Genomic DNA, 15,659 nt, shown 5'->3' with positions numbered 1-15,659 from the left:
GGCGCCCAGCCGTGGCAGGGTCCGCTGGCGGTGCTGGCCGCATTCGCCGTCGCCGCCGTGCTGGTGCGGCACTGCGTGCGGCGGTTCGGCGGCGTCACCGGCGACGTGCTCGGCGCGGTGGTCGAAGTCACCACCACGGTCGTCGCGGTCGGGCTGGCGGTCGGTTAGACGAGCCGCGTCATCCAGCCGTGGGTGTCGGCGAACTTGCCGCGCTGGATGCCGGTCAACGTGTCGCGCAGCGCCATCGTGACCTCGCCGGGTTCGCCGTCGGCGATGACGAACTCCCCGTCTCCGTGCTTGACGTGGCTGACCGGGGTGATCACCGCGGCGGTGCCGCACGCGAACACCTCGGTGATCTCGCCCGCGGCCGCCTTCTTCTGCCATTCGTCGACGTCGATCTTGCGTTCCTCGACCGCGAATCCGGCGTCGGTTGCCAACTGCAGCAACGAATCCCGGGTGATGCCCGGCAGCAGTGAGCCGCTCAGCTCGGGCGTCACCAGCCGGGCGGAGCCGCCGCTGCCGAACACGAAGAAGAGGTTCATGCCGCCCATCTCCTCGACGTAGCGGCGTTCGATCGCGTCCAGCCACACCACCTGGTCGCAGCCGTGGTCGGCGGCCTCGGCCTGCGCCAGCAGCGAGGCGGCGTAGTTGCCGCCGAACTTGGCCGCTCCGGTGCCACCGGGTGACGCCCGCACGTACTCGTGGGACAGCCACACGCTCACCGGCCTGATGCCGCGGGGGAAGTACGCACCGGCGGGAGATCCGATCACCATGTAGCGGTATTCGGTGGCGGGCCGCACCCCGAGACCCGGTTCGGTGGCGAAGACGAACGGCCGCAGGTACAGCGACTCCTCGCCACCCGCAGGGGGCACCCACGGCTCGTCGACGGCGATCAGCTGCCGCAGCGACTCTAGGAAGACCTCGTCGGGCAGCTCCGGGATGGCCAGCCGGCGCGCCGAGGACCGCAGCCGCGCCGCATTGGCGTCCGGACGGAACGACACCACGGAACCGTCGGCCCACCGGTAGGCCTTGAGGCCCTCGAAGATCTCCTGGGCGTAGTGCAGCACCACGGCCGACGGGTCGAGTTCGATGGGCCCGTAGGGCATCACCCGCGCGTTGTGCCAGCCCTGGCCGTCGACGTAGTCGATCGAGACCATGTGGTCGGTGTGGTACTTGCCGAACCCCGGGTTGGCCAGAATGCCGGCACGTACCTCGTCGCTCGCCGGATCGGCGTTGCGATCGACGATGAACTCGAGGGGGCCGTCAGTCATGGGCCGATTGTATAACCGGACGCTACCGGGTTTTTGCCGCTACGAACGGCGGCTTGACCACCTCGCACTCGACCGGGCGGCCCCGCACGTCGACCGCGACGCGCTGCCCGTCGGCGATGTCGTGCGCCGTGTCGATGAGCGCCAGCGCGATGCCGGCTTTCAGTGTCGGAGAATAGGTTCCGGACGTCGTGACGCCCACCGGGGTGTCGCCGTCGAGCACCGTGAGGTCCTGGCGCAGCACCCCGCGGCCGACTGCCCGCAGCCCGCGCAGCAAGCGTCGCGGCCCGGCTTCCTTCTCCGCCACCAGCGCGTCGCGTCCCCAGAACGCCTCTTTGCGCCACCCGACGGCCCAATTGCAGCGCGCCTGCAGGGGCGAGATGTCGAGCGACAGCTCGTGGCCGTGCAGCGGGTAGCCCATCTCGGTGCGCAGGGTGTCGCGGGCGCCGAGGCCGGCGAGCTGGCCGTCCGCCCCGGTCACCGCGTCGACCAGCGCGTCGAACACGGTCGCCGCGCCGTCCCACGGCGGCAGCAGCTCGTATCCCTGTTCGCCGGTGTAGCCGGTCCGGCACACCCGCACCGGGACGCCGCGGAACTCGGCGTCGGCGTATCCCATGTAATCCATGCCGGTAGGCAGCCCCAGCCCGTCGAGCACCTGCGCCGACTTCGGTCCCTGCACCGCGAGCACACCGAAGGACCGGTGTTCGTCGGTGATGGTGAGGCCGTCCGGGGCAGAAGCCTGCAGCGCCGCCACCACCGCGGCGGTGTTGGCGGCGTTGGGCACCAGGAAGATCTCGTCGTCGCTGACGTAGTACGCGATCAGATCGTCGATCACCCCGCCGGATTCGTTGCAGCACAACGTGTACTGCGCCTTACCCGGCCCGATCCGATTGAGGTCGTTGGTGAGTGCGGAGTTGACGTACGCGGCGGCGCCCGGGCCGCGCACCAGGGCCTTGCCCAGGTGGCTGACGTCGAACAGTCCGACGGCGGTGCGCGTCGCGGTGTGCTCGCCGACGGTGCCGGCGTAGGAGACCGGCATCAGCCAGCCGCCGAACTCCGCGAAGTTCGCGCCCAGCTGCCGGTGACGGTCTTCGAGTGGGCCATGCAGGGTGTCGCTCACCCTTCACACCTTAGGGTGGACGCTCGTGAGCCCCGCGAACACCGGATACCAGTCCCCCGTCGTGACCGTCGCCTCCTCGCTTCCCCGCCGGGGGGTGGGCGAGACGGTGCTGATCGTGCCCGTCGTCAGCGGCAGTGACGCACCGTCGGTGCTCGACGTGGGCTCGCATCTGGCTGCCGACGCCGTCGCCGGGATCGAGGCGGCGCTGCGTGCGGTCGGCGGGACCGGTGCCGAAGGTCAGACCCACCGCCTCGCCGTCCCGTCGCTGCCGGTGGCCAGCGTGCTGACGGTCGGACTCGGCAAGCCACGCGACGAGTGGCCGGCCGACACGGTCCGGCGGGCGGCGGGTGTCGCGGCCAGGTCGCTGGACAAGGTGGCGGTCGTCGCGACCACGTTGTCGGCGGTCGACCTGGACGCCGCCGTGGAGGGCCTGGTCCTCGGCGCCTACCGGTTCGCGGGCATCCGCAGCGAGAAGACCGCGCCGAAGGACGGCGGCCTGCGCGCGATCACCGTGCTGGCCACCGACACCAAGGCGGCGACCAAGGCCGCCGCCGAGCGAGCGGCGGCGATCGCCACCGCGGTGGCCACCGCACGCGACTTCGTCAACACCCCGCCCAGCCACCTGTTCCCCGACGAATTCGCCAAGCGGGCGAAGGCGCTGGGCGAGGCGGCCGGCCTGACCGTGGAGGTGCTCGACGACAAGGCGCTGACCAAGGCGGGCTACGGCGGCATCGTGGGCGTCGGCAAGGGTTCGTCGCGCCCGCCGCGGCTGGTGCGGTTGAGCCACAAGGGCAGCGGGCGGAATCGTAAGAAGGTTGCGCTTGTCGGCAAGGGCATCACGTTCGACACCGGCGGCATCTCGATCAAGCCGGCCGCCAACATGCACCACATGACCTCGGACATGGGCGGTGCGGCCGCGGTCATCGCGACCGTCGTGCTGGCCGCGCAGCAGAAGCTGCCGATCGACGTGATCGCGACGGTGCCGATGGCCGAGAACATGCCGTCGTCGACGGCGCAGCGGCCCGGTGACGTGCTGACCCAGTACGGCGGTATCACCGTCGAGGTGCTCAACACCGATGCCGAGGGCCGGCTGATCCTCGCCGACGCGATCGTGCGGGCCTGCGAGGACGACCCGGACTACCTGATCGAGACGTCGACGCTGACCGGTGCGCAGACCGTGGCGCTCGGCGCGCGCACGCCGGGTGTGATGGGCAGCGACGAGTTCCGCGACCGGGTGGCGCGGCTGTCGCAGGGCGTCGGTGAGAACGGCTGGGCGATGCCGCTGCCCGAGGAGCTCAAGGACGATCTGAAGTCGGCGGTTGCCGACCTGGCCAACGTCAGCGGGTCGCGCTATGCGGGCATGCTCGTCGCCGGCACCTATCTGCGCGAGTTCGTGGCCGACGGCGTCGAGTGGGCGCACATCGACATCGCGGGCCCGGCGTACAACACCGGCGGGCCGTGGGGCTACACGGGCAAGGGCGGCACCGGCGTGCCGACGCGCACGCTGTTCGCGGTCCTGGAGGACATCGCGGCCAACGGCTAGAGCACCCGGCCGCGGGCGGTGCTGCGCAGCACCTGTGGCGCCACCCGCGACACCCCGTAGAGCAGATGGGCTTCCGGCGCGACGGGCCGCAGCGCCTTGTCCTTGCGCACGGCGGAGACGATCGCCTTGGCGACCTTGTCCGGACCGTAGCGCCGTAGCTGGAACGCCCGCTCGAGCTGGGCTCGGCGGCCCGCGACCTGCGTCGACTTGCCTTGCGGCGCAGCAAATCTCGTGGTGTGCACGATGTTGGTGTCGATGACGCCCGGGAAGATCGTGGTCAGCCCGACACCGGCGTCGGCGAGCTCGGCGCGCAGGCAGTCGGAGAACATGTACACCGCCGCCTTGCTGGTGCAGTAGGCGTTGAGCGACTGCAGCGGCGCGTAGGCCGCCATCGACGAGACGTTGACGATGTGACCGCCGGCGCCGCGCTCGACGAGCCGGGGCGCGAAAGCCCTGCAGCAGTTGACGACTCCGCCGAGATTGACGTCCAGCACACGGCCCCACTCCTCGGCGGGCGTGTCGAGGAAGCGGCCGGCCTGACCGATACCTGCGTTGTTGACCACGATGTCGGGCACGCCGTGGGCTGCGGTCACCTCGTCGGCGAAGCGTTCGACGGCCGCGGCGTCGGCGACGTCCAGCACGTAGGCGTGCGCCACCCCGCCGAGTGCGGCCACCTTCGCCGCGGTGTCCTCGGCGCCGGCGGCGTCGATGTCGCTGACGATGACCTCGGCGCCCTGCCGTGCGAACGCCAGGGCGGTCTCCCGTCCGATGCCGCTACCGGCGCCGGTGACGGAGACCAGTGTGTCGCCGAACGGTTCGCGATGCCTGCCGACGGCTGCGCGCAGCAGCTCGCGGTCGGCGGGCGCACCCTCGACGTGGTTCGCCAGCTGGCGCACGGCACGGGCCAGGAACTGCGGGTGCGACATCGGGGACCAGTGGCCGGCCTGCAGGTCACGGCGCCACAGCCGGGGCACCCATCGCGAGGTGTACCGGTAGGAGTGCGGGCGCACCCAGCGGTCGCGGGTGTTGACGATCAGCTGCACCGGCACGTCGACATGGTGATCGTGCCTGCCGCGTCGGACCGAGGGAAAGAAGTTGGCGCGGTACACCTTCAGCCCGTTCGCCGCGTCAGTGGTGAAGCTGTCGGCATGGTGCAGCCGGTCGCCGCCGACGTGCGGGGCGATGGCCAGCCTGCGGATCGCGGCGGCCAGGAACAGCCGCATCGCGATCGGCGTCAGCAGCGGCACGGAGAACACCGCCATGTATGTCAGCCGCAGCGCCTGGTCGACGGCGCCGGCGAACATCCCGGGCCGGTAGGGGCGGACGAGCGCGTCGCGGAAGTAGCGCAGCAGGTGGTCGAGCGCGGGCCCGGACACCGACGTGAAGGAGGCGACGCGGTCGCGCGCCTCCGGCCGCAGGAGGTACTCCCAGACGCTCGTCGATCCCCAGTCGTGCGCGAGCACGTGCACGGTCTCGCCGGGTGCCAGCGCGTCGACGACGGCCGCGAAGTCCTCGGCGAAGTGCGCCATGGTGTACGCCTTCGCCGACTTCGGGGCGGACGACTGCCCGGCGCCGCGGCTGTCGTAGCGGATGATCCGGAAGTCGCCGCCCAGCTGCTCCGCCACGCCGTCCCACAGCACGTGGGTGTCCGGCCAGCCGTGCACCAGTACGACGGTCGGACCGTCGGGATTGCCTTCTTCGAAGACGGCCAGGCGGACGTCGTCAGTGCTATCGACAAACCGCGTGTCGACGAACCGCGTGTCGACGAACCGCGCGACCGGGTCACGTTGTGCGCTCACCGGCCCCACCCTGCCACGGCGTCAGCGGTCGTCGAGCTCCTGGCGGGCCGCCCGCTTGCGTTCGATGCGCCGGCGCGCGTCGTAGTCGCGCATCCGTTGCGGGTAGCCGACCTTCTGGACGTCGTAGACCGGGATGTTCAGCCGCTCGCTCAGCCTGCGGGCGCCCGCGTCGCCGCCGGCACGGCGACGCGTCCACTCGCCGTCGGCGGCCACCAGCACCACGGTCACCTCGGTGACCGTGGTCTTCGGTTCGACGAACGCCTCGACGCCGGTGTGTTCGGCGACCCACTGCCGGAGGTACCTGAGGTCGGCGGCCGGGTCACGTCCGTCGCCGCGCGCCGAGCGGCGGCCGCGCAGTCTGCTGAAGAGTCCCACCCCGATCCTCCTTTCCTCCCCCGTTGTCCGCGCCCACACCGGGCTTTCGTTCCCTTTCGATAGTGCCAGAGCGGCGAGTACCCGAGTCTGCGCCGAACGAGAGGAGTGAACGTGGAAGGATGGGGAACGACATTCGCCTACCCCCTGCGACTGCTCGTGCGAAGGAGCCAACACCCATGGCCGTCACTGTTGAGATGCCCGCACTCGGTGAGAGCGTCACCGAGGGGACCGTCACCCGCTGGCTCAAACAAGAGGGTGACACCGTCGAACAGGACGAGCCGTTACTCGAGGTCTCCACCGACAAGGTGGACACGGAGATCCCGTCGCCTGCCGCGGGTGTGCTGAAGAAGATCGTCGCGCAGGAGGACGACACGGTCGAGGTCGGCGGTGAGCTCGCGGTGATCGGCGACGCCGAAGACGATGACGATGACGGTGACGACGAGGGCGGGTCATCGGATGCCGGCGACGAGGATTCCGCCGACTCTGCCGACTCCGGCGACGATGAGCCGGCCGAAGAGGAAGAGCCGGCCGAGGAGCCTGAGGCGCAACCCGAGGAGTCGGCCGAGGAATCCGAGGACGAGGATTCCGGCGACTCGGATGAGTCCGAAGAGTCAGAGGAGGACGAGCCGGAACCCGAGTCGAAGCCGGCCGCCAAGTCGTCGAAGTCGTCCGGATCGGCGACGCCCGTCGTCATGCCCGAACTCGGTGAGTCCGTCACCGAGGGCACCGTCACCCGGTGGCTCAAGAAGGTCGGCGACAGCGTCGAGGTGGACGAGCCGCTGCTCGAGGTCTCGACCGACAAGGTCGACACCGAGATCCCGTCGCCCGTGGCGGGCACGCTGGTGTCCATCACCGCCGAGGAGGACGACACCGTCGAGGTGGGTGGTGAGCTGGCAAAGATCGGCGACGCCGATGCCGAGGCGTCCGACGAGCCCGAACCGGAACCGGAACCCGAACCTGAGCCTGAGCCCGAAGAGAAGCCGGAGCCCAAGCAGGAGAAGAAGCCGGAACCCGAGCCTGAGCCGGAAGAGAAGCCCGAGCCCAAGCAGGAGAAGAAGCCGGAGAAGAAGCCGGAACCCGAGCAGGAGTCCAAGCCCGAGCCCAAGCAGGAGAAGAAGTCCGAGCCCGAGCAGGACGGCGAGGCGTCGTCGGACGGCGCACCCTACGTCACCCCGCTGGTGCGCAAGCTGGCCGCGGAGAACGACGTCGACCTGTCGTCGGTGAAGGGCACCGGGGTGGGCGGCCGCATCCGCAAGCAGGACGTGCTCGCCGCCGCGGAGGCCAAGAAGGCGCCGAAGTCCGGCACCGAGGAGGCCGCCGAGGCGCCGTCCAAGGCTCCGGCCGCGGCGATGGCAGGCGCCGACGCCAACGCCGCCGACGCGCCGCTGGCCCACCTGCGCGGCACCACGCAGAAGGCCACCCGGATCCGTCAGTTGACGGCCAAGAAGACGCGCGAATCCCTGCAGGCGACAGCGCAATTGACGCAGACCCACGAGGTCGACATGACCAGGATCGTGGCGCTGCGGGCGCGGGCGAAGAAGGACTTCGCCGAGCGTGAGGGCGTCAACCTCACGTACCTGCCGTTCATCGCCCGCGCGGTGATCGACGCGCTCAAGCAGCATCCGAACGTCAACGCCAGCTACAACGAGGACACCAAGGAGATCACCTACTACGACGCCGAGCACCTCGGCTTCGCGGTGGACACCGAGCAGGGCCTGCTGTCCCCGGTGGTCAAGAACGCCGGCGACCTGTCGCTGGCCGGGCTGGCCAGGGCCATCCACGACATCGCCGCGCGCGCTCGCTCCGGTGACCTCAAGCCCGGGGATCTGTCGGGCGGCACGTTCACGATCACCAATATCGGCAGCCAGGGCGCGTTGTTCGACACCCCGATCCTCGTGCCGCCGCAGGCGGCGATGCTGGGCACCGGGGCGATCGTCAAGCGGCCGCGGGTGATCGTCGACGAGTTCGGCAACGAGTCGATCGGTGTGCGCTCGGTGAGCTACCTCCCGCTGACCTACGACCACCGGTTGATCGACGGCGCGGACGCCGGCCGGTTCCTGACCACCATCAAGCGTCGCCTCGAGGACGGTGCGTTCGAGGCTGACCTCGGCCTCTAGAAGGGCAGCCAACCCCCAGTGTCGGACTCTGTCATCGCAATTGCGGGTTCCTCAGGTCTGATCGGCTCGGCGCTGGTCTCGGCGCTGCGGGCCGCCGACCACCGGGTGATCCGGATCGTGCGGCGTGCGCCGTCGAACGCCGACGAGCTGTTCTGGAATCCCGACGCGGGCGAATTCGACGCCGGTGCGCTGCGCGGCGTCGACGCCGTGGTGAACCTGTGCGGTGTCGGCGTCGGCGACAAGCGGTGGTCGGGCGCGTTCAAGCAGAGCCTGCGCGACAGCCGCATCGCCCCCACCGATGTGCTGGCGGGTGCTGTCATCGAGGCGGGAGTGCCGGTACTGGTCAACGCCAGCGCGGTCGGCTACTACGGCGACACCCGCGACCGCGTCGCCGACGAGTCCGCGCCCTCGGGTGAGGGGTTCCTGGCGCAGCTGTGCCGAGACTGGGAGGCGGCGACCGCGCCGGCGGCACAGGACGGTGCGCGCGTCGTGCTGGCACGCACCGGCCTGGTGCTGGCGCCCTCGGGCGGCCTGTTCGGCCGGTTGCGGCCGCTGTTCTCACTCGGGGTCGGCGCCCGCCTGGGCAACGGGCGCCAGTACATGGCGTGGATCAGCCTGGAGGACGAGGTGCGGGCGCTGCTGTTCGCGATCTTCGACGGTCAGCTGTCCGGCCCGGTGAACATGGCGGGGCCGGCGCCGGTCACCAATGCCGAGTTCACCGCGGCGATGGGCCGGGCGGTCAACCGGCCGACGCCGCTGATGGTGCCGGGATTCGCGTTGCGCACCGTGTTCGGCGAGTTCGCCGACGAGGGTCTTCTCGCCGGCCAACGGGTGATCCCGGCCGCCCTGGAGCGGGCAGGATTCGTGTTCCACCACAACACCGTCGGTGAGGCGCTGGCCTACGCGACGCGCAGCCGGGACGAGTAGTCGCCGCCGAGTACCTTGGTGCACATGGAGGCCTCCATCCGCTCGGGAGCCGCGTCGATCGACGTGCGCCGGCTCGGCACCGTCGACTACCTCGACGCGTGGCAGCTGCAGCGTGAGGCCGCCGAGGCGCGCATCGCCGGCGGGCCCGACACGCTGCTGCTGCTCGAGCATCCGCCGGTCTACACCGCGGGCAGGCGTACCGAACCGCACGAACGGCCGATGGACGGCACCCCGGTCGTCGACACCGACCGCGGCGGCAAGATCACCTGGCACGGTCCCGGGCAGTTGGTCGGGTATCCGATCGTCGGGCTGGCCGAGCCGTTGGACGTGGTGAACTTCGTCCGCCGCCTCGAGGAGGCGTTGATCGCCGTCTGCGCCGACCTCGGCCTGGCCACCACCCGCGTGCCGGGGCGGTCCGGGGTCTGGCTGCCGGCCGACGACGCCGGCATGCGGCCCGCCCGCAAGATCGGCGCGATCGGGATCCGGGTGGCACGCGCGACCACCCTGCACGGTTTCGCGCTGAACTGCGACTGCGATCTGACCGCCTACCGCAGCATCGTGCCGTGCGGGATCGCTGACGCCGGGGTGACGTCACTGACCGCCGAGCTGGGCCGACACGTCGGGGTCGACGACGTGATCGGGCCGGTGACCGCTGCGGTGTGCGACGCGCTGGACGGCAGGCTCGCGGTCGGTGCGGCGGGCGCACCGGGCGTAGCATCGATGCAGTGACGATCGCTCCCGACGGCCGCAAGCTCCTGCGTCTGGAAGTCCACAACGCCCAGACGCCGATCGAACGCAAACCCCCGTGGATCAAGACGCGCGCGAAGATGGGCCCGGAGTACAAGGAGCTCAAGAGCCTCGTCCGCCGCGAGGGCCTGCACACCGTCTGCGAAGAGGCCGGCTGCCCTAACATCTTCGAATGCTGGGAGGACCGCGAGGCCACCTTCCTGATCGGTGGCGAGCAGTGCACGCGGCGCTGCGACTTCTGCCAGATCGACACGGGTAAGCCCGCCGATCTCGACCGCGACGAACCCCGCCGCGTCGCCGAGAGCGTGCAGGCGATGGGTCTGCGGTACTCGACCGTCACCGGTGTGGCCCGCGACGACCTGCCCGACGGCGGCGCGTGGCTCTACGCCGAGACGGTCCGCCAGATCAAGCAGCTCAACCCCAACACCGGCGTCGAACTGCTGATCCCCGACTTCAACGGCGATCCCGAACAGCTCCGCGAGGTCTTCGAGTCGCGACCGGAAGTGTTGGCGCACAACGTCGAGACGGTGCCGCGCATCTTCAAGCGGATCCGTCCGGCGTTCCGCTACGACCGCAGCCTCGCCGTCCTGACGTCGGCCCGGGCGGCCGGCCTGGTCACCAAGAGCAACCTGATCCTCGGCATGGGCGAGACGCCCGAGGAGGTGCGCACCGCACTGGTCGACCTGCACGAGGCGGGCTGCGACATCGTGACGATCACCCAGTACCTGCGGCCGTCGCTGCGCCACCACCCGGTCGAGCGCTGGGTCAGGCCGGAGGAGTTCGTCGAGCATCAGCAGTTCGCCGAGGGTGTCGGCTTCGCCGGGGTGCTGGCCGGTCCGCTGGTGCGGTCGTCGTATCGCGCCGGTCGGCTCTACACACAGGCGAAGAGCCTGCGGACGGCCGAATGCCCACCCGTATCCTGATGTGATGGCGAAATCGCGCGACACAGCCGCTACCAAGGCCGCCAAGGCGGAGGCGAAGGCAGCCCGCAAGGCCGCGTCCAAGCAGCGCCGCAGCCAGCTGTGGCAGGCGTTCCAGATCCAGCGCAAAGAGGACAAGCGGCTGCTGCCGTACATGATCGGTGCATTCGTGCTGATCGTGGCGGCGTCGGTGACGGTCGGCGTGCTCGTCGGCGGGTTCACCACCTACACGCTGATCCCGCTCGGTATGCTGCTGGGCGCCCTGGTGGCGTTCATCATCTTCGGCCGTCGCGCGCAGAAGTCGGTGTACCGCAAGGCCGAGGGTCAGACGGGCGCGGCCGCGTGGGCGCTGGACAACCTGCGCGGCAAGTGGCGGGTGACGCCGGGCGTCGCGGCGACGGGCAACTTCGACGCCGTGCACCGGGTGATCGGCCGGCCGGGCGTGATCTTCGTCGCCGAGGGCTCGCCGGGCAGGCTCAAGCCGCTGCTCGCCCAGGAGAAGAAGCGCACCGCCCGCCTGATCGGCGACACCCCGATCTACGACATCATCGTCGGCAACGGCGAGGGTGAGGTGCCGCTGTCCAAGCTGGAACGCCACCTGACCAAGCTGCCCGCCAACATCACCGTCAAGCAGATGGACTCGCTGGAATCCAAGCTGGCTGCCCTCGGCACCAAGATCGGACCGGCGGCGATGCCGAAGGGCCCGTTGCCTGCACAGGCGAAGATGCGCGGCGTGCAGCGCACCGTCCGCAGGCGCTAGCTGTACTCGGCGCGCCGAACGTGAGCTTTTGTTCGAGTTCCGGCCGGAATTTCGAGCACAAGTTCACGCTCGGGAATGGAACCGACCGGGTGCTGCCGCCGTCGTAGGTGAGTGGAGTGGCCCTTCCTCGGCACCGAAGCCCTGGCGGCCGGCACGGTCAACAGGTACCTGTTGTCCACTCGACACGACGCGCTGTTTCGCAACGTGTACGTGCCGAGAGGACAGGCGGTCACGGCCGCCGACAAAGCGGTCGGCGCGTGGCTCTGGTCGGGCAGACGCGCCACTGTTGCGGGACTTTCGGCCGCGGCGCTGCACGGCGCCAAGTGGATCGACGCCACACTGCCCGCCGAGCTCAATCAATCCAGTCGGCACAAGACCACAGGCATCCGCCTACACAGTGACGCCTTGGCCGACGATGAGATCTGCCAGGCCCGCGGGGTTCCCGCGACCACGCCCGCCCGGACGGCGTTCGACCTCGGCCGCCGGCAGGGCTTGACGATGGCCGTTGTTCGCATCGATGCGCTGAGGCAGGCGACCCGGCTCGCCGCCGGCGACGTCGAAGCACTCGTCGAACGTCATCGTGGCGCTCGCGGCGTCGTGCAGTTGCGCGAGGCACTTGCTCTATCGGACGCCGGAGCCGAGTCCCCGCAGGAGACGCGTACGCGTCTGGTGCTCACTGCCGCCGGACTCCGGCCGACCCACACACAGATCGAGGTCTTCGACCACTACGAGTTCGTAGGACGCATCGACATGGGCTACCTCAGGTGGAAGGTCGGCGTCGAGTACGACGGGCCGCAACACTGGACGGACCCGTCCATCCGCAACCGCGACCTCGAGCGGCGGGCCCGATTATCGGCACTGGGCTGGCGCATCGTCCACGTCAACGCCGAGATGCTGCGGTACCGGCCGGCTGTCATCGTCGGCCGGACCGAGGCGGCCCTACGGGACGCGGGCGCCGCCGCGTGCCGAACGTGAGCTTGTGATCGCGATCCGACGAGAATCTCGAACACAAGCTCACACTCAGCGTCTGACCACCGCGGTCTTCGTCGCGAGGTCCTGCAGACCCCGCAGGTCACTGTCGGTGAACAGGGCCGGGATGATCAGCGTGATCAGCAGTCCGCGCACCGCGGCGCGGCCGGCACCGACGTGCAGGCGGCCGTCGACGGGCACCACCTGCAGGCCGAGGGCGTACTGGCCGGGTGTGAAACCGAACAGGCGCACGGACAACACACCGAGCACGAACCAGACCAGCAGCACGGCGGTGGACAGCATGGCGAGCGAGACCCAACCGAACGCCATGGCCAGCCCGGCCAGCCCGTAGGCGATCAGCCAGTCGACGATCAGTGCGGCAATGCGGCGGCCGAAGCGGGCGAGTGATCCGGGCCCGCGCTCCGGCATGCCCAGCCGGTGGCCGGGATAGTCATTCGGCCTCTCACCGGGGGCGCTGCCCTGCGAGCGGTCCGGACCGGACAGCCACGATCCGAGGCGGGAACCGGGGTCGCGGGCCATGATGTCAGCATAGGCTCGCCCCTGACACGCGCCGCGAGGCCGCCGGCCGTCGCGAGTGCGCGGTGTGATTGCGTAACTTCGGCGCAACATGCGGTTGATGACCGTGCAACATCGTGTCCCTAGCGTCAACGCGCGGGTTACCAGTGAAGGAGAGAACCTAGTGGCAGAAACTACGCCCGACGACATCTTCAAGACCATCAAGGACGAGGGTGTCGAGTACGTCGACATCCGGTTCTGCGATCTTCCCGGCGTCGTCCAGCACTTCTCGATCCCGGCGTCGGCATTCGACGAGAGCGTTTTCGAAGACGGGCTGGCGTTCGACGGTTCCTCGGTGCGTGGCTTCCAGTCCATTCACGAATCGGACATGATGCTGCTGCCCGATCCCGAGACCGCGCGTATCGACCCGTTCCGCGCCGCCAAGACGCTGAACATGAACTTCTTCGTGCACGATCCGTTCACCCGTGAGGCCTACTCGCGCGATCCGCGCAACGTGGCCCGCAAGGCGGAGAACTACCTGGCCAGCACCGGCATCGCCGACACCTGCTTCTTCGGCGCCGAGGCGGAGTTCTACATCTTCGACTCGGTCAGCTTCGATTCGCGGATCAACGGCACCTTCTACGAGGTCGACTCCGAGTCGGGCTGGTGGAACACCGGTGAGCCCCTCGAGGCGGACGGCAGCCCGAACCGCGGCTACAAGGTGCGGCCCAAGGGCGGCTACTTCCCCGTGGCGCCGTACGACCACTACGTCGACCTGCGCGACCAGATGGCCACCAACCTGCAGAACGCCGGGTTCGTGCTGGAGCGCGGTCACCACGAGGTGGGCACCGCCGGTCAGGCCGAGATCAACTACAAGTTCAACACGCTGCTGCACGCGGCCGATGACGTGCTGCTGTTCAAGTACATCATCAAGAACACCGCGTGGCAGGGCGGCAAGACCGTGACGTTCATGCCCAAGCCGCTGTTCGGTGACAACGGCTCCGGTATGCACGCCCACCAGTCGCTGTGGAAAGACGGCCAGCCGCTGTTCCACGACGAGTCCGGTTACGCCGGCCTGTCGGACCTGGCCCGCCACTACATCGGCGGCATCCTGCACCACGCGCCGTCGCTGCTGGCGTTCACCAACCCGACGGTGAACTCCTACAAGCGTCTGGTGCCGGGTTACGAGGCGCCGATCAACCTGGTGTACAGCCAGCGCAACCGCTCGGCGTGTGTGCGTATCCCGATCACCGGCAACAACCCGAAGGCCAAGCGCCTCGAGTTCCGCTGCCCGGACAGCTCGGGCAACCCGTACCTGGCGTTCGCGGCGATGCTGATGGCCGGCATCGACGGCATCAAGCGCAAGCTGGAGCCGCAGGCCCCGATCGACAAGGACCTCTACGAGCTGCCGCCAGACGAGGCCGCCAGCATCCCGCAGGCGCCGACGTCGCTGTCGGCGGTGATCGACCGGCTCGAGGAGGATCACGAATACCTCACCGAGGGTGGCGTGTTCACCGAGGACCTGATCGAGACCTGGATCTCCTACAAGCGGGAGAACGAGATCATGCCGGTGCAGATCCGTCCGCACCCGTACGAGTTCGCGCTGTACTACGACGTGTAGATCCTCGCGTCAGGAAGGGCCGGGTGGTTCCCCAGTGCGGGGGCCACCCGGCCCTTTCGCATTGACGGGGAAGGATGGGGGCATGCGAGTACTGGTGCAGCGCGTGTCGTCGGCGAGCGTCGAGGTCGACGGCGAGGTGGTCGGCGAGATCGCGCCGGCCGGGCAGGGGCTGCTGGCACTGGTCGGCGTGACGCACGACGACGACGAGGACAAGGCGCGTCGGATGGCCGAGAAGCTCTGGCAGCTGCGGATACTCGACGAGGAGCGGTCGGCATCGGACGTCGGTGCCCCGATCCTGGTGGTCAGTCAATTCACGCTGTACGCCAACACGGTCAAGGGCAGGCGGCCGAGCTGGAACCTGGCGGCCCCCAGGCCGGTCGCCGAACCGCTGGTCTTGGTGTTCGCCGCCGCGCTGCAGGCGCTCGGGGCCGAGGTGGCGACCGGAGTTTTCGGTGCGGACATGAAAGTGCAACTGGTGAACGACGGCCCGGTAACAGTCATGTTGGAGCTGTGAGAAAGCTGACCGCCTCGGCGTAGGGTTCTCCCATGACGACCAATCTCGATTCACGACTTGCGAGCTACTCCTCCCCTCTACTGAGCGTCTTCCGCATCGTCTTCGGTCTCATGTTCACGTTGCACGGCGCGATCAAGTTGTTCGGCTGGCCGCTGGGCACGGCGATACCGGTCGGCTCCTGGCCGGGGTGGTGGGCCGGGCTCATCGAGCTGGTGACCGGACTGCTGATCCTGGTCGGGTTCTTCACCCGCATCGCCGCGTTCATCGCTGCGGGTGAGATGGCGGTGGCCTACTTCTGGGCGCATTGGCCGCCGCTCGACGGCCCGGCGAAGAGCTTCTGGCCCTTCGATGCGCAGATCGGCGGCAACGGCGGCGAGCCGGCCCTGCTGTACTGCTTCGGCTTCCTGGCCATCGCCGGGCTGGGTGCCGGCGCCTGGTCGGTCGACGCGCGCAGGCGCGTCGG

The 15,659-nt window shown here is 69.5% G+C and carries 16 protein-coding genes; 11 read left to right on the top strand and 5 right to left on the bottom strand.

What is annotated here, in order from left to right; all coding sequences use genetic code 11:
- On the top strand, positions 1-168 hold a 168-nt coding region (locus tag Q2100_RS22770; RefSeq protein WP_302915886.1), incomplete at its 5' end, for an adenosylcobinamide-GDP ribazoletransferase.
- On the opposite strand, the gene Q2100_RS22765 is transcribed toward Q2100_RS22770, so the two are convergent.
- A complete protein-coding gene (locus Q2100_RS22765; RefSeq protein ID WP_264015262.1) occupies positions 165-1,271 on the bottom strand; it encodes a branched-chain amino acid aminotransferase in 1,107 nt (368 codons plus the stop codon). The two genes, Q2100_RS22770 and Q2100_RS22765, sit on opposite strands and share 4 nt — an antisense overlap.
- A gap of 22 nt (positions 1,272-1,293) precedes the next feature.
- Positions 1,294-2,388, bottom strand: a complete 1,095-nt coding sequence (gene gcvT / locus Q2100_RS22760; RefSeq protein ID WP_302915885.1) for a glycine cleavage system aminomethyltransferase GcvT — start codon at positions 2,386-2,388, stop codon at positions 1,294-1,296.
- Between the two features lie 25 nt (positions 2,389-2,413).
- On the opposite strand from gcvT, the gene Q2100_RS22755 reads away from it, so the two are divergent.
- Entirely contained in the window at positions 2,414-3,931 is a 1,518-nt protein-coding gene (locus tag Q2100_RS22755; protein WP_302915884.1) for a leucyl aminopeptidase, read from the top strand.
- Here the strand turns inward: Q2100_RS22755 and Q2100_RS22750 are convergent.
- On the bottom strand, positions 3,928-5,730 hold the full coding sequence (locus Q2100_RS22750; protein ID WP_302915883.1) for an SDR family oxidoreductase: 1,803 nt from the start codon (positions 5,728-5,730) through the stop codon (positions 3,928-3,930). The genes Q2100_RS22755 and Q2100_RS22750 overlap by 4 nt on opposite strands.
- 21 nt (positions 5,731-5,751) lie before the next feature.
- On the bottom strand, positions 5,752-6,105 hold the full coding sequence (locus Q2100_RS22745; protein WP_264015266.1) for an oxidoreductase: 354 nt from the start codon (positions 6,103-6,105) through the stop codon (positions 5,752-5,754).
- A 176-nt stretch (positions 6,106-6,281) separates the two neighbouring features.
- Here Q2100_RS22745 and sucB point away from each other — a divergent pair, with 176 nt between their 5' ends.
- From sucB to Q2100_RS22715, 6 genes are all read left to right on the top strand, one after another.
- Entirely contained in the window at positions 6,282-8,222 is a 1,941-nt protein-coding gene (gene sucB, locus Q2100_RS22740) for a 2-oxoglutarate dehydrogenase, E2 component, dihydrolipoamide succinyltransferase (RefSeq protein ID WP_302915882.1), read from the top strand.
- An 18-nt stretch (positions 8,223-8,240) separates the two neighbouring features.
- Positions 8,241-9,149: a TIGR01777 family oxidoreductase gene (locus Q2100_RS22735; protein ID WP_302915881.1), complete on the top strand. Its 909-nt coding sequence runs from the start codon at positions 8,241-8,243 to the stop codon at positions 9,147-9,149.
- Positions 9,150-9,173: 24 nt separating this feature from the next.
- Entirely contained in the window at positions 9,174-9,878 is a 705-nt protein-coding gene (gene lipB / locus Q2100_RS22730) for a lipoyl(octanoyl) transferase LipB (protein WP_302915880.1), read from the top strand.
- Positions 9,875-10,819, top strand: coding sequence for a lipoyl synthase (lipA, locus tag Q2100_RS22725; RefSeq protein WP_302915879.1), 945 nt, complete (start codon positions 9,875-9,877; stop codon positions 10,817-10,819). Before lipB ends, lipA begins: the two co-directional genes overlap by 4 nt.
- A 4-nt stretch (positions 10,820-10,823) precedes the next feature.
- Entirely contained in the window at positions 10,824-11,576 is a 753-nt protein-coding gene (locus Q2100_RS22720; RefSeq protein ID WP_302915878.1) for a DUF4191 domain-containing protein, read from the top strand.
- A 111-nt stretch (positions 11,577-11,687) separates the two neighbouring features.
- Positions 11,688-12,551, top strand: a complete 864-nt coding sequence (locus Q2100_RS22715) for an endonuclease domain-containing protein (RefSeq protein WP_302915877.1) — start codon at positions 11,688-11,690, stop codon at positions 12,549-12,551.
- 45 nt (positions 12,552-12,596) lie between these two features.
- Here Q2100_RS22715 and Q2100_RS22710 read toward each other — a convergent pair whose 3' ends face one another.
- Entirely contained in the window at positions 12,597-13,085 is a 489-nt protein-coding gene (locus tag Q2100_RS22710; protein ID WP_264015272.1) for an RDD family protein, read from the bottom strand.
- Positions 13,086-13,245: 160 nt separating this feature from the next.
- Here Q2100_RS22710 and glnA point away from each other — a divergent pair, with 160 nt between their 5' ends.
- The 3 genes from glnA to Q2100_RS22695 form a co-directional block, all read left to right on the top strand.
- Positions 13,246-14,682 (top strand): type I glutamate--ammonia ligase, encoded by a 1,437-nt coding sequence (gene glnA / locus Q2100_RS22705; RefSeq protein ID WP_264015274.1) that lies wholly within the window; start codon positions 13,246-13,248, stop codon positions 14,680-14,682.
- An 82-nt stretch (positions 14,683-14,764) separates the two neighbouring features.
- Complete coding sequence (dtd, locus tag Q2100_RS22700) at positions 14,765-15,196, top strand: D-aminoacyl-tRNA deacylase (RefSeq protein WP_302915876.1); 432 nt, start codon at positions 14,765-14,767, stop codon at positions 15,194-15,196.
- Between the two features lie 32 nt (positions 15,197-15,228).
- Positions 15,229-15,659, top strand: a 431-nt coding sequence (locus Q2100_RS22695; protein ID WP_302915875.1) for a DoxX family protein, incomplete at its 3' end; no start/stop codon positions are given.

Source organism: Mycolicibacterium arseniciresistens (assembly GCF_030519285.1).
Classification (GTDB): Bacteria; Actinomycetota; Actinomycetes; order Mycobacteriales; family Mycobacteriaceae; genus Mycobacterium; species Mycobacterium arseniciresistens.
This window is presented reverse-complemented; position numbering and strand designations above follow the sequence as displayed.